The following is a 19470-nucleotide window of genomic DNA, read 5'->3' on the forward strand; positions in this document are numbered from 1 at the left end:
CCACGACCCCGGCGGCACCCGCGGCGACCGCGGCGAGGCCCATCACCAGCCGGCGCTTCACCGACCGGCGAGCCGACGTCGCGGTGGCCTGCCCGGCCATCACACGCTCGAGGAACGCCTTCGAACGGGTCCATTCCATCGGGGTGGGCATGCGGTCGCGCGCCGGGTCGAGCACGGCCAACTGCTGCAGGTCGTCCTTCATGCTCGGCTCCATGACTGCTGCTCCTTGAAATCGTGAGGGCGGAAAGACGTAGGGGGGACAGTTGCGGCCGGTTCCAGAGCGGCCCGCAGCCGCTGCCGGGCCCTGCCGAGCCGCATCGCGAAGGTCGACCGGCGACAGCCGAGCACGGTGGCCGCCTGCTCAGCGGTCAGTCCGTCGAACGCGACCAGGGCGAGAACCTCGCGGTCTGCGGGGCGTAGAGCCCGCCAGGCGCGTTCCAGGTCGATTCGCACCGCGGCACTCACGCTGTCGTCGGACAGCTCGCGTGCCTCCAGCGACACCAGCCGGACGTCCAGTGCCTGGCGCCTCAACCAACCTCGTGTCTGGTTGGCCATGGTCTTGCGGGCCACCGCGAACAGCCACGGTCGAGCATCGTCCGGCAACTCGTCGAATCGCCGCCAGGCCGTCAGGAAGACCGTCGAGACGATGTCCTCAGCCTCCGCGGCCGGGACCCTCCGCTCGACGAAGCGCAGCAGGTCGGCATATGTCTCGACGTGCAGCGAACGGAAGCGCTCTTCCCGGCCACCCCCGTCGGCGCGGCTCATCTGGGTTCTCCTTGGTTGTCCATGCCCCCTACCTGTCCGGCTCAGCGGCAACTGTCACACGGCAATTCACCGGCTGCCAGAACCAGGGCGGCAGATCAGCAACAAGACGGCGAGACGTACGACACCACCGACAACCGCTGGTGGGGGACAACAAGGCAGCGGGACACTTCCGGCGCATCCGGCGTTCGGTCGCGGTTCACGGTCCGTAGGACATGGCCCGCTCCCGCAGGGTGACCGTGTCGAAAACGGTGACCGATGTAAGAAACGGCGTGCCCGAGACATTTCCTGGTGACGGAGAAACTCTGACAGGAAGGGCCGGAGCCAGTGCCAGAACCCGGACCGGACGATCATTTCAACGCTGTGTACCAGGCGCACCACCGGCAGGTGTATGCGTATGCCGTCACGCGCGCCGGTCGCCAGCTGGCCGATGAGGTCGTGGCCGAAACGTTCCTGGTGGCGTGGCGGCGGTTGACGGAGCTGCCGAGGGCAACGCCGCTACCGTGGCTGCTTGCCGTCGCCCGCAACGTCGTGGGTGAGCGATACCGCGCAGAGGAACGGCAGCAGGCCATCGCTGCCGAGATGCGCGCGTGGATCACCGACGAGGAGCTGTCCGTCGCCGACGTGGCAGACGGCGTCGCCGAGCGGGCCGCGGTGCTCACTGCTCTGGCCCAGTTGTCCGACGGCGACCGCGAATTGTTGACGCTGGTTGCCTGGCATGGGCTGACGCCAGGTCACGCAGCTCGGGTCCTCGGCTGCTCCACAGCGACGTACTACGTGCGCCTCCATCGTGCCCGGCGTCACTTGAAGGACGCCATGGCTGTCGCCACCGAACTGGAATTGCCTCGACCCGCCGCCACGCTCGTTCCGAAGGAGTCGATCCGATGAGCCGATCACCAGATGTACTGGACCTGCTTGCCAAGGCCCGGCCGACGCGACTGGACCCACCGCCGAACCGGGGCGAGCACACCGCACAGGCCGTTGCCGGCATCGTGGCCACCGTTCGGGCGGCCGGAGGGCCGGCCGCGCCCGACCAGCTCCGCAGGCCCAGGCGGCTACGGGCGGCCGTGCTCGGGTCGGTAGGGGTGGCCGCAGCGTCCGTCACCGCCGTCGTTGTGGCCGTGGCCGGGCCAGGCCCCGTTCCGCGCAATGCACCCGACGCCGCAGGCGACGTCGTGTCGCCCGCCACGCAGGCGCCGATGGACTCCAGCCGGTTGTTGCTGGTGGCGGCCGAACGCAGCGACCAAGCCCCGCAAACCGGCGGGCGCTATCTGACCATCCAGACGGAGAGCGGCTACGCGGTGCCAGTCGAGGCCGCCGACGGCACGTACACCATGTTCGGCAAGACCGGTAGCGAGTACTGGCTGGCCCGCTCCAGCGCCGACAGCAGTTGGGCGAGTTCGCAGCCGCTCGGCGCCGCGCCCGCCACACCGAGCGACGAGGCCGCCTGGCGCCGAAACGGTTCCCCGACCGTTGTCAGGATCACCAAGCCGAAGCCGTACGACCTGCAGATCGCCCCGGGCAAGGTCTACCGCGAGAGGGTGGACCCGGAGCACCTCTTCGCCCTCGGCGACCGAAACGTGTCGCAGACACAACTCGATGCGCTGCCGACCGACCCGGCCGCCCTCCGCGCCGCACTGCTCGGCCGCTTTGACGGGGGAGGTGGCGACATGCCCACCAACCGCGACCAGTGGCTGTTCACCGTCGCCGCCAGCTTGGTGATCGACCTGCCGGTCAGCAACGAGGTCCGCGCCGCCGCATACCGCATGCTCGCCACGGTGCCCGGAGTGCGCGGGCTGGGAGCTGTTCACGACATGCGTGGTCGGCCCGGGCAGGCGGTTGCGTTCGCGCAGGAAAACCCCAGAAACGGCCGCTCTGAGGTGCGCCTGATCATCAACCCGGACACCGGGCAGGCCCTGGCCAAGGAGATGCGCGTGATCAAGCCGGGTGGCTCGTGGCCGTGGATCGCGCCGGGCGCGCTGTACGCGTATGACCTGGTACTCGTATCAAAGAACACCGACGACAACCCGCCGACGGCGGACGTCGAGAACTGACCCTGAAGGCCCGGCCGGCGGCGGCACAGCAGCGCCGCCGGCCGTCACCCCGCCGGCGCGACCCGCTTCGCTATCGTCTTGTCGGTGCCCGTCTGGACCATGCGCTCGGCGACTGTCGCCGACATCGCTGCCGTACTCGAGTTCTGGCAGACCGCTGCCGAGGATGCGCACCGCCCGCCGGACAGCGCGCAGGCGCTCGAGGTGCTTCTCGAACGTGATCCTGAGGCTCTCCTCCTCGCCCTGGACGACTCAACGCTGATCGGCACGGTCATCGCCGGGTGGGACGGCTGGCGGTGTCACATCTACCGGCTGGCAGTAGCACCCGAGCGGCGTCGGCAGGGCATCGGTCGGCTGCTGGTCGAGGCAGCCGAGGAACGCTTCCACCGACTGGGCGGTATCCGGGCCGACGCCATGGTGCTCGACGACAACGCCGCGGCACACCCTGCCTGGCGAGCATGCGGCTACGAGCGGCAGGCCGAGTGGTCGCGGTGGGTCAAGCCGCTCCCGTAGGAACCCCCGGCCGACCCCGGCATGACGAGGGGCCGGGCAAATCCCGTGCGACAAGGGACGGCCATCAGAGGAATTCCAAGGTCAACGAGGGTCAGACCAGACAGACGGACTCCCGGGGCGCAAAGCAAGAGCGCCGACCGGCGTTTCCGCTGGTCGGCGCTCTAGTAGCCCGGCGAAAGGCTATGTGGCCAGGGGCGGGGTCGAACCGCCGACCTTCCGATTTTCAGGCACCTGCATTTCCACAGGTCATGCGCTCGTCGCACACCGTCGTGCAGCGGCCCGTGCAACTAGCTCCGCATGGTGATGTGCCGGGGCAGCCTTGCAACATCCCCGTGCGCGGCCAGCTCGGACAGGGCCTTCGCGATCTCCCGGTCTCGCCCGTCGACGGCGTGTAGGTACCGACGAGCCGCCGCCATGGACGAGTGACCCAACCGCATCATCAGGTCAGCCAGGGTCGCGCCAGTCTGCGCGGCGAGGGTCTGCCCCGTGTGCCGCAGGTCGTGAAACGTCAGGTCATCGAGACCCACCTTCTTCCGTCCCCGAACGAACGCCTGATACAAGGTGTGCCCCCGCAGGGGCGACCCGTCGCGGCTGACGAACAGGCGGTCTTTGCCTGCGTACTCATCCAGGTGCAGACGGATCACCGGCACGACGTGCGGCGGAATGGCGATCGTTCGTTTGCCCGCCTCAGACTTGGGGTCCTTGTCGAACGCCTTCCCACGATCGTGCAGCGGCTCGACCCGTGCCTTGCAGTGGCAAGTCGTCGCCCGAATGCCGCTCGGTTAGCTACTGGCGGTGTTCGTCGCCCCTCCAGGGCAGCGCGACGCATCGGCGATGACGTTGGCCTGTCTCGGTCGATTTTCTGGCTGTCGGGTGCCACGTTTTGGGGTGTGGGGGCGACGTAGAGGGTGTGATGGAAGCGAAGACAGGGCCGCCCGATCTGGCGCGGGTATATCAAGAGCACCGTGTGGGGTTGTTGCGGTTGGCGTATCTGCTGACAGGTTCGCGGGAGCAGGGCGAGGATTTAGTCCACGCCGCATTCGCCTCAGCGATACCGCGCTGGGATCGCATCGAGCAGCCGCTGCCGTACCTGAAGCGGACGATCGTCAACCAGGCTGCGGATCACCACCGTCGCACAGTGCGGGAACTGACACATCCCACGCCGGAGCCGGTGACGCATCCGCCCGAGGTCGACGAGACGTGGACGCAGATCCAGAAGCTATCGGCTGTTCAGCGAACGGTCGTGATCCTGCGGTTCTACGAGGATCTCCCACTGGTGGAGATCGCCGCCGTGATGGATCGCCCACCGGCGACGGTCCGGTCCGACCTTAAACGCGCCTTGGAACATCTACGGAAGGCCCTTAATTCATGAGTACCGACGACCTCGACGTTCCGGTTGACCCTGCTCTCGACGCCCGGCTGCGCAGGACGCTGAGCGCGGTCGCGTCAACGGTCACCGACGCCTCACCTGTCGGAACTGAGGCGAAGCAGCACCTCCTGGCGCAGTCGGCATCGGTGGTGCGTACCCGACGGGACCGGCGCAAGCGGCGGCGATGGCTGGCCATCGGCCTGGCGGCCACCGTCGTGCCACTGGCAGCCTTCACCACCCTTGCCATCGGACCCGAATACGTCGACCAGATCCCACCCAAGGACGCCTTCATCACTGGGGTGGAGGACGGTGAGCGGTACTGGCTCGTCCCGTCCTTCCACAAGGATTCCTGCGGACGCACCTCCGGCGTGGAACTGATGATGCAGAGCAACAACATCATCGGAAAGGAATGGAACACCGCCGGTACCGCCTACGGCGAGCCTTCAGAGGACGCTGGTGCGCCTGGTCTCGGTTGCTACGTTCACGACGAGGCGCAGTGGTTGACCGACCCGAGGCGTGTCAGCAAGCTGTCCCAACGCCTCGGAGGAAAGGACCAGGACGGCGACTGGATCACCCTCATCGCGGTCCACCCGACGGTCACCACGCTGCGCGTCGCTCACGACGGAGGCGCTACCCGGGACGTGCAGACGCAGGCCCTGCCCGACCGGCCCGGCGGCCCCCGGTACGCGGTGTTCACCACCCCCGCCCGCAAGCGTCAGATCGACCTGTCGGTGCAACTGCTGACCACTAGCGGTCAGCCCGCCGCCACTGAATCCATTCAGATCAACCTGAGGAGAAGTTGAACCGTCAGCGACGGCAGCACGGCTAGCAGCAACCAGACTGGCCCACGGAGTTTCCGGTCCTCCGTGGGCCATCTGCTCTTCCTCGGCCCCTATCTCATCGCCACCCAAACCCGGCGTCGCGAGACGACCCGGGTATATCCAGCCGTCGTAGGAACGGTAAACCTCGGATCATGTCAAGCATCTGGTGAGATGCGACTGCCAAGCATGTCCCGGGACACAACACCGGGGCAGTGCGAACAGTTGCCGAATTGCGCTCTATCAGATCAAGGCGGCCCGCAAAGCGGGCCGCGCCGGCCCGGCCCCGGCCTGCTGGCGACCTCCGGCCGGCATCGGCCGGGCCGGCCGGCCACGCTTGGGGACGGCCAAGAGTAGAAGACCTCGGGGCTCCGCCCCGAACCCCGGCCCTCCTCAGAGATCAGCCGCGCATCCCCTCGCCGGGCACCACAAGGGCTACCAGCCTCCCCGGACGGGGCCAAGGTCGTTCGGACGTAGGGCGCTCCACCTTGTCCCCGTCCGGGGAGGCTGGACGGTCTGGCGACTGCCCGACGAGGAGATCCGCTTAAGACTGGCGGCGCGCAAAGATGATCCCGCCGAGCGAACTTTCGGCCGAGGTGAGAGTCATCTGCGCCTCGACCGTGAATCCGCCTTCTTGCAGCCATGCCGCCACTTGAGCGGGCTGGCGACGGTGGACGTAAACCTTCATCGGGTGGCCGCCGTAGCCCTGAGTCTTGAGCCGTGATTCGTCACCGACGTGGAAGCTAAGCAGTAGCGGGCTACGGGGACGCATCACTCGTCGGAAGTGTGCGAAGACCGAGTCGACCTGGTCGTCGGGAATGTGGATCAGCGAGTACCAGGCGACCAAGCCGGCGACCGAGCCCTCAGCCAGATCCAGGTCGGTCATGGAGCCCACCTCGAACCTCAGACCCGGGTGATCACGCCGAGCTACATCGATCATCACCGGCGACAGGTCAATTCCGAAAGCGTCAACGCCGAGCTCATGCAGGTGGGCGGTGATGCGCCCTGATCCACAGCCCACGTCCACGACTGGACCACCACCGGCGGCGTGAACGAGGTCGGCGAACAAAGCCAGAGTCGCTCGTTCGTAGGGCGTTTCGGCCAGGAGGTTGCGCACCAGTTCTGCATAACTGGCAGCGACTGTGTCGTAGGAGGTGCGAGTGTCTGCCAACCAGCCCTCAATGCTCATGGCGGCAACACTAAATCAAGCACCGGGCCATCCACGGGCCAGTAACCGTGGCGCGCAGCGGTCATGAGGGGGCACGAGATGCAACCAGGACGGCCACCCGCTCCAGGCGTTTGGGGCATCACGATCGGTTGAGCGCGCTCTTCCAAACTGAAGATCTGCTGGTCGGCCCCTTGAGTCACCAGTCGCTGCCGCCACCTGCATCGCCGTGACCACCCCCGTCCAACGGAGGGTGAAGCGGGTAATCAGTGGATTCGTCATCGGGCCGGGAACGCTCTGGCTTCAACAGACCGATGACTATGAGCACCACGACGGTCAGCAGAAAAGCGACGACGAAGACAAGTCCCACCATTTGGATCACTGACGTCATGAGGCGAGCCTAAGATCACTGGGGGAGGGGGTGAACTGGTCGGCGCCTCTTGGCTGTACAGCCATCCGTACAGCCAACCCGGTCGGCGGCACCGGTCAGCAGTCGGCGGCAGGCGACAAGGCAAGCAGGCCAGCGGCACGCGCCGCCCGCCGGCAGCAGTCTTGATCTTTGCAAGGCAGGGGTCGCCAACGCTCTCCCGGCCGACCGGCATGACGAGGGGCCGTGCAATCCCCGTGCAACAAGGGGCGGCCATCAGCGGGATTCCGGGGTCAACGAGGGTCAGACCGGACAGACGGGCTTCCGGGGCGCAAAGCAGAGCGCCGACCGGCGTTTCCGCTGGTCGGCGCTCTTGTAGCCCGGCGAAAGGCTATGTGGCCAGGGGCGGGGTCGAACCGCCGACCTTCCGATTTTCAGTCGGACGCTCGTACCAACTGAGCTACCTGGCCGTGGTGCTCGGTCCATGCTACCCGCAAGGCGGGGTCTCCGCCGAAAGGGTCACATGCTCCGATACGCAGAACGCCGCGCAATGGTTCACGCGGCGTCAGCGCTGGCGGTCCTGACGGGACTTGAACCCGCGACCTCCGCCTTGACAGGGCGGCGAGCACTCCAACTGCTCCACAGGACCTGGCTGGTGTTGCATCCGGCGCGAGCCGGACCGTGCCCCCAACGGGATTCGAACCCGTGCTACCGCCTTGAAAGGGCGGCGTCCTGGGCCGCTAGACGATGAGGGCGGCCCCGCCATCATTGCACACTCGCAACTTCAAGCGGACTTGCTCCCATCCGGCCCCGCCGGAGGCATGAGAAGCATATGCCATGCCCGGTCAGTGGACCAAACCGGTATGGCAAGTGGCGTGTCCGCCGACAAAATCGCAGTTCAGAGCGGGTGTCACCGGGGTGGGGCGACGCCGAAGCGCCGCTTCAGGTCCTTGATCACGTGCGGGCAGGCGGCCAGGGTGCGGCTGCGATCGCCTCCGCCGTCGTGCATCAGCACGATCGCGCCGGGGCGGGCGGCCCGGTGGACCCGCTTGGCGAGGGTCTCGGCGGTCGGCTTCGCCCAGTCCTGCGGGTCCACGCTCCAGTGCAGGGACCGCATGCCGAGCTGCCGGGCCACCGCCACCACCTCCGCGGTCCACCGGCCGCCCGGCTGGCGGTAGAACGGCACCTTGGCGCCCGGAACGACGGCCTGGATGGCCTGGTTGGTGCGGGTCAGGTCGGCCCGGATGTCGGCCACCGGCCGCCGGCCCAGGTCGAAGTCGTGCTCCCAGCTGTGGTTGCAGAGCTGGTGACCCTCGCGGACGATCCGGACGACCAGCTCGGGGTGCTTGCGTACCTCGGTGCCGACCAGGCAGAACGTCGCCTTGACCCGGGCGGCCCGCAACTGGTCGAGGATCTTCGGCGTCCAGGCCGGATCGGGGCCGTCGTCGAAGGTGAGCGCCACCGGGCGTACTCCGGTGGCGCGCCGCAGGCCCGCGGGGAGCGTGCTGGGCTTCGGCCGCAGCCGGGGCTTGGGTTTCGTGGTCTGCCGCGGCGACGGGGCCGCCGACGAGGGGCTCGCCGCCGCCGTCGGGGCGGGCGCCGCGCCCTGCCGTCGGTCCTGTTGGGGTTCGCCGCAGCCGGCGAGGAGCAGGACCATGCCGAGGGCGGCCGCCATGACGGGGCGTGCACGCATCGTCACTCCGAGGGGGGTCGGGTATGCGGACCGCCCCGACGGTAGTGGACGCTCTCCCGATCCGGCAGGGGCGGTCAGTCCCCGTTCGACTGGTCCAGCGAGTCCCGGACGGCCAAGGACAGCGAGATCGCCTCGGTCAGGTCGACCGGCCGGACCACCCCGGCGGGCAGCGTGTCGGCCCGCCAGCCGGGGCCGGCGGCCAACACCAGCAGCGGTCGTCGGGGCACCGCGAGCAGGGCGGAGAGCTGCCCCGGGTCGGCGGTGGCGCGGGTGTGCGACCACACCACCACCGCCGCCGGTCCGACCCGGTTCACCGCCTCGATCAGCGCCGCCACCGGCACCCGCGCGCCCAGCATCCGGTACCCCACGCCGGCCTCGGTGAGGGCGGCGGCCAGCGCCTCCAACGGCAGCGTGTGCTGCTCCTCGTCGGCGCAGGAGAGCAGGATCCGCGCCGGGCCGCCGGCCGTGCCGGACCGGGCCACCGTGGCGAACGCCTCGGATACGCAGCGGGACATCAGGTGCTCGACCTCGATCAGCCCGGCGGTCGCGGCGTGCCGTTCCCCGATGCCGACCAGCACCGGGCGGAGCAGGCCGTCCCAGGTGGCGACCACGCCGTCCTTGGCGAGGGCGCTGGCGATCGTCTCGCTGATCGCCGTGGAGTCCAGCCGCATGGCGGCCCGGGCGAGGCCTCGGGCGACCGGCCCGGCCCGGCCGACCGGAATGGTCTGCCCGCCGCCGTCCCGAGCGGCCCCGGCGCGCAGCGGCACCTCGACCCCGGGGGCGACCCCGGGGCTCTGCTTCGCCCAGCGGGCCGCCTCGGCCGGGGTGATCCCCTCCGCGGTGAGCCGGCGCATGATCTCCAGGCGGGCGAGGTCGGCCGGCGTGTAGCGCCGGTGGTGACCCGGTACGTGCTGGCTGGGACCGAGGCCGTAGCGCTGGTGCCAGGTACGCAGCGTGGTGACCGCCACGCCCAGTCGGCGTGCGACGGCCCCCGCGCTCAGCGCCTCATCGGCCACCCGACCGCTCCGACGCGTCGTCCGCCGGTACGCCGGACGGGAGGGTGGTGCCGGCGGGGCCGCCGGTGCGCAGCAGCCGGCTCACCACCCCGCCCAGCCAGGGCGCGTACGCGCGGGGGTCCGCGTCGATCTCGGCCATCAGCCGTACCGGGTCGACCCAGCGCAGCTCGGACACCTCGTCGGGGTCGGGCAGCACCGTGACGTCGGCCGGCACGTCGGCTCGCAGCACGTGGTCGTACTCGAACTCGACCCGGCCGGTGGCCGGGTCCTCGGCGTAGTAGAGGTAGACGCCGACCTCGGTCAGCGCGACCGGCGCCGCGCCCAGCTCCTCGGCGAGCCGCCGGTTGGCGGCCTCCACCAGTGACTCCGCCGGGCGGGGGTGCCCGCAGCAGGAGTTGGCCCAGCGCTGCGGGAACCGGGTCTTCACCGGGGCCCGCCGCTGCAGCAGCACCCGGCCGTCGGGGTCGACCAGCAGCACCGAGAAGGCGCGGTGCAGCCGCCCCGGCGCCTGGTGCGCCGCGGCCACGGTGGCCTCGCCGAGCACGTTGCCCTGGTCGTCGACCAGCTCGACCAGGTGACCTTCCCGGGACGTCACCGGATCTGCCCCCCGTTCCGTGTCCACATCACGCTCGTGTCCTGTGTGCCGCCTCGCCGGGCCGCGCTCGGGCGGTTCACCGCCCGGCACCGGTGATCCGGTTGGCGGCCAGCTTGCCGGAGATCAGCACCATCGGCACGCCCACCCCGGGCTGGGTGCCGGAGCCGGTGAACACCACGTTGGGCAGCTGCCGGTGCAGGTTCGACGGGCGGAACGGGCCGGTCTGGAAGAGGCTGTGCGCGGCGGCGAACGGCGTACCGGCGGCCATGCCCTGCTCCTCCCATTCGGCGGGGGTGATCGTACGCAGTACCTCGATGCCGGCGCCGAAGCCCACGTACCCGCGCTCCTGAAGCGTCGCCACGAGCTGGTCGGCGTAGCGGCGGCTCAGGTCGCCGCGCCACTCGAACGGGCCCCGCTCTAGGTTGGGCACCGGCGCCAGCACGTAGTAGGTGTGCCGTCCGGCCGGGGCGACCGACGGATCGGTCCGGCTCGGGTTGGTGACCAGCAGCGACGGGTCGGTCATCAGCTCGCCGCGCCGGATGACCTCGTCGAAGGTGCCCTTCCACTTCCGTCCGAAGTGGATGTTGTGGTGGGCGATCTTCTCATATCCCTGGGTCGAGCCGACGTGCAGGACGACGCAGGAGGGCGAATAGGTGAGCTTCCGCTGCCGCGCCGGGGGCAGCAGGTCGCGGTAGGCGACCGGCAGGTCCGGGTTGAGCACCACCACGTCGGCCGGGATCAGCTCGCCGTCGGCGGTCAGCACGCCGGTGGCCCGGCCGTTGGCGGTCTCCACCCGGGTCACCGTGGTGTCGTACCGGAACTGCACGCCGTGCTTCTCGGCGGCGCCGGCCATGCCGCGGGAGACCGCGTGGATGCCGCCGCGCGGGAAGTAGACACCGGCCACCGAGTCGAGGTACGCGATGACGCTGTAGATGGCGAGCGCGTCGTGCGGCGCGAGGCCGGCGTACATCGCCTGGAAGGAGAAGATCCGCTGGGTACGCGGGTCCTGGAAGAACTGGTTGATCTTCGTCTGGAGCCGCCGGAACGCGCCGTTGGCCAGCAGCTTCACCAGGTTGGCGGTGAGCAGGTCGGTCGGGGCGTCCAGGTTCCGGTCGATGAAGTCGGCCCGCTCCCAGTTCCACAGGTTGCGCGCGTAGTCGACGAAACGCAGGTAGCCGTCGGCCTCGCGAGGGCCGCACACCCGGGCGATCTCGGCGGCCATCCGGGTGGTGTCGGTGATGACGTCCAGCGTCGAGCCGTCGGGGTAGTAGGCGCGGTAGGCGGGGTCGAGCGGGGTGAGGTCCAGCCAGTCGTCGAGCTCCTCGCCGACCGCGCCCAGCGCCTCGGCGATCAGGTCGGGCATGGTGAGCACGGTGGGCCCGGTGTCGAACTCGTACCCGTCGACGCTGAGCCGGCCGGCCCGGCCGCCCGGCACCGGCTCGCGCTCCACCACGGTCACCTGCCGGCCGCTGCCGGCCAGGTGCAGCGCGCACGCCAGCCCGCCCAGGCCCGCGCCGACGACCACCACCCGGTCCGTACGTCCGTTCACGGTCCGCACGTGACCACCTCCTTCGCAAAGTCGCTCATCATGCCCGCCGGCTGGTCGCGGCGGTGGCGAGACCGGTCAGCGCGGTGCGCGCGGTCTCGTCGATCGACGTGGTGTCCAGCGCGGTCAGCGCCTCGGACACCCGGTCGGAGATCATCCGCTCGACCCGGGACACCGCCCCGGTGTCGGCGACGACCTCGGCCAGCCGGGCCACGTCCCGGGCGCCGGTGATCTTGCCAGCGCGCTCCAACGCCCGCCGCTGGCCGGGGGTGCCCAGTTGACGGGCCAGCATCAGCAGCGCGGTCGGCTTGCCGGTGCGCAGGTCGTCGCCGGCCGGTTTGCCGGTGGTCGCCGGGTCGCCGTAGACGCCGAGCAGGTCGTCGCGGAGCTGGAACGCCTCCCCGACGGCCAGGCCGTAGCGGGTGTACGCCGCGATGAGCGGCGCGTCGGCGGCGACCCCGGCCAGGCAGGCGCCGAAGAGCAGCGGCCGCTGGACGGTGTAGCTGGCGGTCTTGTAGCGGGCCACCCGCAGCGCCCGGTCCACCGACCAGTTCGCCGCGTCATTCTCGCCCAGCACGTCGAGGTACTGCCCGGCGACCGTCTCGATCCGCATCTGGTCGTAGCAGCGCCGCACCTCGAACAGCCGGGCGGGCGGGAGGGTGGCGTGGCTGAGCAGCCGGTCGGCCCAGACCAGGCAGAGGTCGCCGATGAGCACCGCCACCGCCTCGCCGAACCGGCCCGGGTCGCCGGTGTACCCGGCGGCGACGTGCCGGGCGGCGGCGGCGCGGTGCGCGGTGGGCAGGCCGCGCCGGGTGTCGGAGCCGTCCATCACGTCGTCGTGCACCAGCGCGAACGTGTGCAGCAGTTCCAGGGCGGCGAACGCCGGCAGCACCGTCGGCAGCGGTTCCGCGCCGCCGACCACCCCGCGCCAGCCCCAGTACGCGAAGGTCGGCCGGACCCGCTTGCCGCCGGCCAGCACGCAGTCGCGCGCCGTCGCCGCGAAACCACCCATCGCTGCGTCGATCTCGGTGAGCGAGCCGACCTCGGCGGCCAGGAACGCCGCCAGGGTGTCGTCGACCCCCTTGATCAGCTCTTTCGTGAACGCGGCCAGCACGCCGCGGACCGGATCGTCCGTCGCTCCCGGCTGTGCCGGCGCGACGCGGAGCGCGTTACCCGCAACTGCGTCGTTGGCCATGTGGGCGAGCGTACCCTAGGGTTACGAGTTGCGTCGATTGCTGCGTCGAATTTCGAGGAGGGCCGGTGGACACCGATCTCGCCGCGGCCTATGTCCGCTGCCAGGAGCTGCACAGACGACACGGACGTACCTACTATCTCGCCACCCGCCTGCTTCCCGCGTGGAAACGGCGGCACGTGCACGCCCTGTACGGATTCACGCGCTACGCCGACGAGATCGTCGATCGCACCGAGGACCTGCCGCCCGCCGAGCGCGCCGCCCGGCTGGACGAGTGGTCGTCGCAGTTCGTCGCCGGCCTGCACGGCGAGCCGGTCGACGACCCGCTGCTCCCGGCCGTGCTGCACACCATCGCCGTCTTCGATCTCGACCGCGCCGACTTTGCGTCGTTTCTGCGCAGCATGGCGATGGACCTGACGGTGCTGTCGTACCCGACCTACGACGACCTGCTCGACTACATGGAAGGCTCGGCGGCGGTCATCGGCACCATGATGCTGCCGATCCTCGGCAGCTCCGACCCGGCGGCGGCCCGCGAGCCGGCCCGGCAGCTCGGCTTCGCCTTCCAGCTCACCAACTTCATCCGGGACGTCGCCGAGGACCTCGACCGCGGCCGCACCTACCTGCCCGACGAGGACCTGGCCAAGTTCGGCGTCACCCGCGACGACCTGCTCGCCGCGAAGGCGCAGGGCCGCACCACCGCCCGGATCCGGGACCTGATCGAGTACGAGGTGACCCGCGCCCAGGCGCACTACGAGGCCGCCGCGCCGGGCATCACCCTGCTCAGCCCCGCCTCGCAGGCGTGCATGCGGACCGCGTACGCGCTCTACGGCGGGATCCTCGACGAGGTCGCCGCCCAGGGCTTCGACGTGTTCGTCCGCCGGGCGCTGGTGCCGCAGCGACGCCGGCTGGCGGTGGCCGCGCGGGCCCTGCTCACCCCGACCGGCAGCCCGGTCGCCGTACCCGGGCCGCGCCTGGTCTCCGCGTGAGTACGCGCACGGCGGTCGTGCTCTTCACCCGCGACCTGCGGGTGCACGACCACCCGGCGCTCGCCACCGCCTGCGCGGCGTTCGACCGGGTCGTGCCGTTGTACGTGCTCGACCCGGCGCTGGCCGATTGGTCGCCGAACCGGACCCGCTTCCTGCACCAGAGCCTGGCCGAGCTGCGCGAGGAGCTGCGCCGGCGCGGTGGGGACCTGGTGGTGCGCCGGGGCGACCCGGTGGCCGAGACGATCCGGTTGGCCCGGGAGGTGGGCGCGGAGGGGGTCGGGCTCTCCGCCGACGTCAGCCGCTACGCCCGCCGCCGCGAGCACCGGCTCCGCGAGGAGTGCGACCGGCACCGGCTCTTCCTGCGGCTCTTCCCCGGTCTGACGATCGTCGAGCCGGGGGCGTTGCGCCCGGGCGGCGGGGACCACTACCGGGTCTTCAGCCCGTACCACCGCGCCTGGGCGGCGGCCGAGCGGCGCGAGGAACTGGCCGCTCCCCGCCGGGTCGCCCTGCCCGACGGCGTGTCGCCCGGCCGGTTGCCCGCGCTGCCGAGAGGCGAGTCGCCCGGGGCCGCGGTGGGCGGCGAGAGCGTCGGGCAGCGCCGGTTGACGCAGTGGCTGCCCACCCTCGGCCGGTACGACGACATCCACGACGACCTGGCCGGCGACGAGACCTCGCGGCTCAGCCCGTACCTGCGGTTCGGCTGCCTGTCGCCGCTGGCCGTGGCGAACCGGGCGGGCGGCACCGAGGGGCCGTTCGTCCGGCAGCTCTGCTGGCGGGACTTCTACTACCAGGTCACCGCCGCCTTCCCGGAGATCTCCACCAGCGCCTACCGGCGCGGCGCCACCGAGGAGTGGCGGTACGACGCCGACGCGCTGGCCGCCTGGACGCAGGGGCGCACCGGGGTGCCCATCGTGGACGCCGGGATGCGGCAGATGCGCGCCGAGGGCTGGATGCACAACCGGGCCCGGCTGATCACCGGCGGCTACCTGACGAAGGTCCTCGGGTTGGACTGGCGCCCCGGCGTGGCCGTCTTCTTCCGCTGGCTGCTGGACGGGGACGTGGCCAACAACTCCGGCAACTGGCAGTGGGTGGCCGGCACCGGCAACGACAGCCGGCCGTACCGGAGCCTCAACCCGGTCCGGCAGGCCGAACGGTACGACCCGGACGGCGGGTACGTGCGGCGGTGGGTTCCCGAACTGGCGTCGGTGGCGGGGAAGGCGGTGCACCAGCCGTGGCGGCTCCCCGACGACGTACGCCGGAAGCTGGACTATCCGCCGCCGCTGGAGGTGCCCGGCGCCGACCCGGTCTGGATGCGCTGACCGGCACCGAGGGTTGCCGGACCTGCGACGGCCACCGACAGCGTGTACTGACCGTGCGAGTGCCGCTTCCGAGGTCAGAGGCAGGAGTGCAGCACCTCGACCAGCTCGTCCACCCGGTCGTGGTCGGCGAGCCGGGCGGTGGCGTAGGCGAAGGTGTAGCCGCGTTCCGGGTCGGCCCAGGCGCTGCTGCCCCCGATCCCGCCCATGCCCCAGCTTCCGTCCGGCTCCCGCTGCATCCCGAGCGTCCAGCACGCCCGGCGGTCCAGGACCAGGTCCGGGCCGTCGTACTGGACCCGGGTAGCCTCGGCGACCAGCTCCGGGCTGAACAGGCGTACCCCGTCGAGGGTGCCGCCGGCGGCCAGGCCCGCGTAGAGCCGGGCCAGCGCGGACGCCGTGGCGTGCAGGTTGACCGCCGGGACCTGCGCGCCCCGCCAGAGCGGGCTGTTGACCACCGCCAGGTCGAGGCCGCCGGGCGGGTTGTCCAACGCCCGGGCGCGCAGCGACCCCGGCTCACCGAGCATCCGCACCGGCCAGGCCGGATCGCCGTACGACAGGTCGGCGCAGCGCCGCTGGTCCGCCGCCCCGAGGCCGAAGCCCAGGTCGAGGCGCCACGGTCCGGCGATCTCCTCGGCCAGGAACCGCCCCACCGACCGCCCGTCCACCCGCCGGACCAGCTCGCCCACCAGATGCCCGTACGTCCAGGCGTGCTCGCCCGCGACGCTGCCCGGCTCCCATTCGGGGTCGGCGGCGGCCAGGTCGGCGCAGAGCAGGTCCCAGTCGGCGACCGCCTCCGCCGGTCGGGCCACCGGGAAGACCGGCAGCCCGGCCGTGTGGTCGAGCACCCGGCGGACCGTGGCCGGAGTGCGGAACCCCGACCAGTGCGTCGCCACCATGTCGTCCAGGTCGAGCCGGCCCCGGTCGACGAGCATCAGCAGGCAGAGCGCCGCCACCGGCTTGCCGACCGAGTAGACGTTCACCAGCGTGTCCGGCCGCCAGGCTCCGCGGCTGTCGGCGACCAGGTCCACCACGGGGTGACCGTCGTACCAGATGGTCAGGCCGGCGCCGGTCTCCCGGCCGGCGGCCAGCAGCTCGAGGAAGCAGTCGCGGACCGGGTGGAAACGATCGGGCATGGGGTCACCGTAGGCGGTGGAAATGATTACGGGCGCGGGAATTCCGGGTGGTCCGCTGGCCGGCCCCCTGCCGTCGGGGGATGCTGGCGGCATGGCGGAGCCGGAAGTGGTGGACGTGGTCGTGGTCGGGTTGGGCGTCGGCGGCGAGGAGGTGGCCGGGCGACTCGCCGAGGCCGGCCTGACCGTCGTCGGCGTCGAACGGAACCTGGTCGGCGGGGAGTGTCCGTACTGGGGGTGCGTCCCCAGCAAGATGATGATCAGGGCGGCGAACGCCCTGGCCGAGGCGCGGCGGGTCAACGAGCTGGCCGGCTCGGCCCAGGTCCAGGCGGACTGGGCGCCGGTGGCCAGGCGGATCCGCGAGGAGGCCACCGACCACTGGGACGACAAGGTGGCGGTCGACCGGTTCACCGGCAGGGGCGGGCGGTTCGTGCGCGGCTCCGCCCGGCTCGACGGCCCCGGCCGGGTAATGGTCGGCGATCAGGTCTTCCAGGCGCGGCACGGGATCGTGTTCGGCACCGGCACCCGCCCCTCCGTGCCGCCGATCGACGGGCTGGCCGACACGCCGTACTGGACGAACCACCAGGCGATGGAGGTCGAGGAGCTGCCGGAGTCGCTGCTCATCCTCGGCGGCGGGGCGATCGGGCTGGAGCTGGCGCAGGTGTTCGCCCGGTTCGGCGTACAGGTGACCGTGGTGGAGGCGGTGGACCGGGTGCTCGCCTTCGAGGAGCCCGAGTCCACCGAGGTGGTCGCCGCGGCCCTGCGCGCCGACGGGGTGGAGATCCGCGCCGGCGTCAAGGCCGACCGGGTCAGCCACGACGGCTCCACCTTCACCCTGCACGCCGGCGACGACGCCTTCACCGCGGAGCGGCTGCTGGTGGTCACCGGGCGCCGGGCGCACCTGGAAGAGCTGGGCCTGGACACCATCGGTGTGGACGCCGCGCAGCGCTACCTGTCGGTCGACGGGCAGATGCGGGTCACCGACGGCGTCTGGGCCGTCGGCGACGTCACCGGCGAGGGGGCCTTCACCCACATCGCGATGTACCAGGCGGCGATCGTCATCGCCGACGTGCTCGACCGTGCTCGGCACGCCATGGGTGCACCCGACGCCAGCGGCCCCGCCGGCATGGTGGGCGGGGCGATCGGCGCGGCCAGCGCGGTCGGCGGCGCGATGACCACGACCGCCGCCGGCACCATGCCCCGGGCCGACTACCGGGCGCTGCCCCGGGTCACCTTCACCGACCCGGAGATCGGCGCGGTCGGCCTCACCGAGCACCAGGCCCGCCAGCGCGGCATCAACGTGCAGGTCGGTTTCGCCAAGCTCACCTCGTCAGCGCGGGGCTGGATCCACAAGGCCGGCAACGAGGGCTTCATCAAGCTGGTCGCGGACGCCGACCAGGGCGTGCTGGTGGGCGCCACGTCGGCCGGCCCGGCCGGCGGCGAGGTGCTGTCGGCGCTGGTGGTGGCGGTGCACGCGGCGGTGCCGCTGAGCCACCTGCGGCACATGATCTACGCGTACCCGACGTTCCACCGGGCGATCGAGGACGCCCTGCGCGACCTCAGCTGACGCTGCCGTGGCGGCCGGCGCCCCCGGCGAACCGGGCCGCGCCGGCCGCCGCGTCCGTGGCCAGCGACCGCATGCCGTACGCCAGTTCGGTGGCGAGCGCCTCCGGCTCGGGCAGGCCGGCGGTGGCGAGCACGGCGGCGCGGTCGTTGCGCAGGCAGGTCTGCGGATGACGGGCGATCTCGGCGGCCAGCCGCTCGGCCTCCGTCCGCGCCTCACCCGGCGCGACCAGCCGGTTGACCAACCCCATCGCGAACGCCTCCTCGGCGGGCACCGGCCGGCCGGTGAGGATCAGGTCCATCGCCCGGCTCTCCCCGATCAGCCTCGGCAGCCGGACCGTCCCGCCGTCGATCAGCGGTACGCCCCAGCGCCGGCAGAACACCCCGAGCACCGCGTCGGACTCGGCGACCCGCAGGTCGCACCAGAGCGCCAGCTCCAGGCCGCCGGCCACGGCGTACCCGGAGATCGCGGCGACGACCGGCTTGGACAGCGACATCCGGGTCGGGCCCATCGGGCCGTCGCCGTCCGGCTCGACCCGGTTGCCGCTGGGCGTGCCGATCGCCTTGAGGTCGGCTCCCGAGCAGAACGTGCCGCCCGCCCCCCAGAGCACCGCGGCCCGGGCGTCCGGGTCGGCCTCGAAGGCGCGGAACGCGTCGGCGAGGGCCCGCGCGGTGGGACCGTCGACGGCGTTGCGCGACGCCGCCCGGTCGAGGATCACCGTGGTCACCGGTCCGTCGTGCGTGACGTGTACGGCCATCGGCACAGCATGCCGGGCGGCGGCGCCGGCACGCCAGGGGGCGGTCGGCGCCGTCCGGATCACCGGCCGCAGGCGGTGTCCAGCGCCTTGAGGGTCGGGTCCAGGTCAGGCGCCTCGACCTTGATGGCGTCCGGGCCGGTCAGCCGCTTCTCGATCGCGCCGGCCAGGTTCTCCACCGCTCCGCGCAGCTGCGGGTCGGCGGCGCGGGCGGCCTCCTTGCGCAGCCCCGCCGCCATCTCGGTGTAGTGGGCGCGAACCTTGGCGCCGGCCTCCTTGGCGCTGACCGGCTTGTCGATGGCCGCGATGGCGTCGTCCGCCATCCCGACGAAGTGCTCCTTGGCCATTGCGAGGGCGGCGTCGCAGACCTGCTTGCTGTTCGCGGCGACGTCGACCGTCGGGCTGGGCGCGCTGCTCGCCGACGACGCGGCGGCGGGCTTCTTCTCCTCCGTCGGCTGGCAGCCGGCCACGACTCCGGCGGCGACGGCCAGCGTCAGGACCATACGGACGACGCGGGCAGGGTTGGTCATGGTGGTTCCCCCGTGTTGGTGTGCGACCCCGGACGGTCGGATCGGCCCCGGGGTCCCGCCACTGTAGGGGGCGGTAGTCCCGGTGCGCATGCCGGTTACCCCG

At 71.5% G+C, this 19470-nt stretch carries 21 protein-coding genes and 3 tRNA genes; 8 read left to right on the forward strand and 16 right to left on the reverse strand.

Annotation, left to right across the window (positions count from 1 at the left end; genetic code table 11):
• Together V6U88_RS10270 and V6U88_RS10275 are read right to left on the reverse strand one after the other, a co-directional pair.
• On the reverse strand, positions 1-202 hold a 202-nt coding region (locus tag V6U88_RS10270; RefSeq protein ID WP_334451937.1), incomplete at its 3' end, for a hypothetical protein.
• On the reverse strand, positions 199-765 hold the full coding sequence (locus V6U88_RS10275; RefSeq protein WP_334451940.1) for an RNA polymerase sigma factor: 567 nt from the start codon (positions 763-765) through the stop codon (positions 199-201). The genes V6U88_RS10275 and V6U88_RS10270, both read right to left, overlap by 4 nt.
• Positions 766-1125: 360 nt before the next feature.
• Here V6U88_RS10275 and V6U88_RS10280 point away from each other — a divergent pair, with 360 nt between their 5' ends.
• From V6U88_RS10280 to V6U88_RS10290, 3 genes are all read left to right on the forward strand, one after another.
• Positions 1126-1650: an RNA polymerase sigma factor gene (locus tag V6U88_RS10280; RefSeq protein WP_334451942.1), complete on the forward strand. Its 525-nt coding sequence runs from the start codon at positions 1126-1128 to the stop codon at positions 1648-1650.
• Positions 1647-2816 (forward strand): CU044_5270 family protein, encoded by a 1170-nt coding sequence (locus V6U88_RS10285; protein ID WP_334451944.1) that lies wholly within the window; start codon positions 1647-1649, stop codon positions 2814-2816. The genes V6U88_RS10280 and V6U88_RS10285 overlap by 4 nt, the downstream gene beginning before the upstream one ends.
• An 84-nt stretch (positions 2817-2900) precedes the next feature.
• Complete coding sequence (locus V6U88_RS10290; RefSeq protein ID WP_334451946.1) at positions 2901-3326, forward strand: GNAT family N-acetyltransferase; 426 nt, start codon at positions 2901-2903, stop codon at positions 3324-3326.
• 287 nt (positions 3327-3613) lie between these two features.
• Here V6U88_RS10290 and V6U88_RS10295 read toward each other — a convergent pair whose 3' ends face one another.
• Entirely contained in the window at positions 3614-4099 is a 486-nt protein-coding gene (locus V6U88_RS10295) for a tyrosine-type recombinase/integrase (protein ID WP_334452352.1), read from the reverse strand.
• Between the two features lie 140 nt (positions 4100-4239).
• Between V6U88_RS10295 and V6U88_RS10300 the strand changes: the two genes are divergently transcribed.
• Entirely contained in the window at positions 4240-4698 is a 459-nt protein-coding gene (locus V6U88_RS10300) for an RNA polymerase sigma factor (protein ID WP_334451948.1), read from the forward strand.
• Positions 4695-5498 (forward strand): hypothetical protein, encoded by an 804-nt coding sequence (locus tag V6U88_RS10305; protein WP_334451950.1) that lies wholly within the window; start codon positions 4695-4697, stop codon positions 5496-5498. The genes V6U88_RS10300 and V6U88_RS10305 overlap by 4 nt, the downstream gene beginning before the upstream one ends.
• A 559-nt stretch (positions 5499-6057) precedes the next feature.
• On the opposite strand, the gene V6U88_RS10310 is transcribed toward V6U88_RS10305, so the two are convergent.
• From V6U88_RS10310 to V6U88_RS10355, 10 genes are all read right to left on the reverse strand, one after another.
• Entirely contained in the window at positions 6058-6702 is a 645-nt protein-coding gene (locus V6U88_RS10310) for a class I SAM-dependent DNA methyltransferase (RefSeq protein WP_334451951.1), read from the reverse strand.
• 175 nt (positions 6703-6877) lie between these two features.
• A complete protein-coding gene (locus V6U88_RS10315) occupies positions 6878-7069 on the reverse strand; it encodes a hypothetical protein (RefSeq protein WP_334451953.1) in 192 nt (63 codons plus the stop codon).
• 372 nt (positions 7070-7441) lie between these two features.
• A tRNA-Phe gene (locus tag V6U88_RS10320) sits at positions 7442-7515 on the reverse strand.
• A 102-nt stretch (positions 7516-7617) separates the two neighbouring features.
• Positions 7618-7694: transfer RNA gene (locus tag V6U88_RS10325), tRNA-Asp, on the reverse strand.
• 33 nt (positions 7695-7727) lie between these two features.
• A tRNA-Glu gene (locus V6U88_RS10330) sits at positions 7728-7800 on the reverse strand.
• 155 nt (positions 7801-7955) lie between these two features.
• Positions 7956-8738, reverse strand: coding sequence for a polysaccharide deacetylase family protein (locus V6U88_RS10335; RefSeq protein ID WP_334451956.1), 783 nt, complete (start codon positions 8736-8738; stop codon positions 7956-7958).
• A gap of 74 nt (positions 8739-8812) precedes the next feature.
• Positions 8813-9754 carry a MerR family transcriptional regulator gene (locus V6U88_RS10340; RefSeq protein ID WP_334451957.1) on the reverse strand — a complete coding sequence of 314 codons (942 nt, stop codon included), beginning with the start codon at positions 9752-9754 and terminating at the stop codon, positions 8813-8815.
• Positions 9744-10349, reverse strand: coding sequence for an isopentenyl-diphosphate Delta-isomerase (gene idi / locus V6U88_RS10345; protein WP_334451958.1), 606 nt, complete (start codon positions 10347-10349; stop codon positions 9744-9746). Before idi ends, V6U88_RS10340 begins: the two co-directional genes overlap by 11 nt.
• 76 nt (positions 10350-10425) lie before the next feature.
• Positions 10426-11907: a phytoene desaturase family protein gene (crtI, locus tag V6U88_RS10350; RefSeq protein ID WP_334451959.1), complete on the reverse strand. Its 1482-nt coding sequence runs from the start codon at positions 11905-11907 to the stop codon at positions 10426-10428.
• Between the two features lie 28 nt (positions 11908-11935).
• Positions 11936-13090 carry a polyprenyl synthetase family protein gene (locus V6U88_RS10355; protein ID WP_334451960.1) on the reverse strand — a complete coding sequence of 385 codons (1155 nt, stop codon included), beginning with the start codon at positions 13088-13090 and terminating at the stop codon, positions 11936-11938.
• 65 nt (positions 13091-13155) lie between these two features.
• On the opposite strand from V6U88_RS10355, the gene V6U88_RS10360 reads away from it, so the two are divergent.
• Both V6U88_RS10360 and V6U88_RS10365 read left to right on the forward strand, forming a co-directional pair.
• Entirely contained in the window at positions 13156-14073 is a 918-nt protein-coding gene (locus V6U88_RS10360) for a phytoene/squalene synthase family protein (protein WP_334451961.1), read from the forward strand.
• Complete coding sequence (locus tag V6U88_RS10365) at positions 14070-15392, forward strand: cryptochrome/photolyase family protein (protein ID WP_334451962.1); 1323 nt, start codon at positions 14070-14072, stop codon at positions 15390-15392. The genes V6U88_RS10360 and V6U88_RS10365 overlap by 4 nt, the downstream gene beginning before the upstream one ends.
• A gap of 74 nt (positions 15393-15466) precedes the next feature.
• Here V6U88_RS10365 and V6U88_RS10370 read toward each other — a convergent pair whose 3' ends face one another.
• On the reverse strand, positions 15467-16522 hold the full coding sequence (locus V6U88_RS10370; RefSeq protein ID WP_334451963.1) for a serine hydrolase domain-containing protein: 1056 nt from the start codon (positions 16520-16522) through the stop codon (positions 15467-15469).
• Between the two features lie 91 nt (positions 16523-16613).
• On the opposite strand from V6U88_RS10370, the gene V6U88_RS10375 reads away from it, so the two are divergent.
• On the forward strand, positions 16614-18086 hold the full coding sequence (locus tag V6U88_RS10375; protein ID WP_334451964.1) for a dihydrolipoyl dehydrogenase family protein: 1473 nt from the start codon (positions 16614-16616) through the stop codon (positions 18084-18086).
• Here the strand turns inward: V6U88_RS10375 and V6U88_RS10380 are convergent.
• Together V6U88_RS10380 and V6U88_RS10385 are read right to left on the reverse strand one after the other, a co-directional pair.
• On the reverse strand, positions 18079-18840 hold the full coding sequence (locus V6U88_RS10380; RefSeq protein WP_334451965.1) for a crotonase/enoyl-CoA hydratase family protein: 762 nt from the start codon (positions 18838-18840) through the stop codon (positions 18079-18081). The two genes, V6U88_RS10375 and V6U88_RS10380, sit on opposite strands and share 8 nt — an antisense overlap.
• Positions 18841-18899: 59 nt before the next feature.
• Entirely contained in the window at positions 18900-19367 is a 468-nt protein-coding gene (locus V6U88_RS10385; RefSeq protein ID WP_334451966.1) for a hypothetical protein, read from the reverse strand.
• Between the last annotated feature and the right edge of the window lie 103 nt (positions 19368-19470).

The sequence above is a fragment of the Micromonospora sp. CPCC 205739 genome, assembly GCF_036906795.1.
Lineage (GTDB): Bacteria > Actinomycetota > Actinomycetes > Mycobacteriales > Micromonosporaceae > Micromonospora.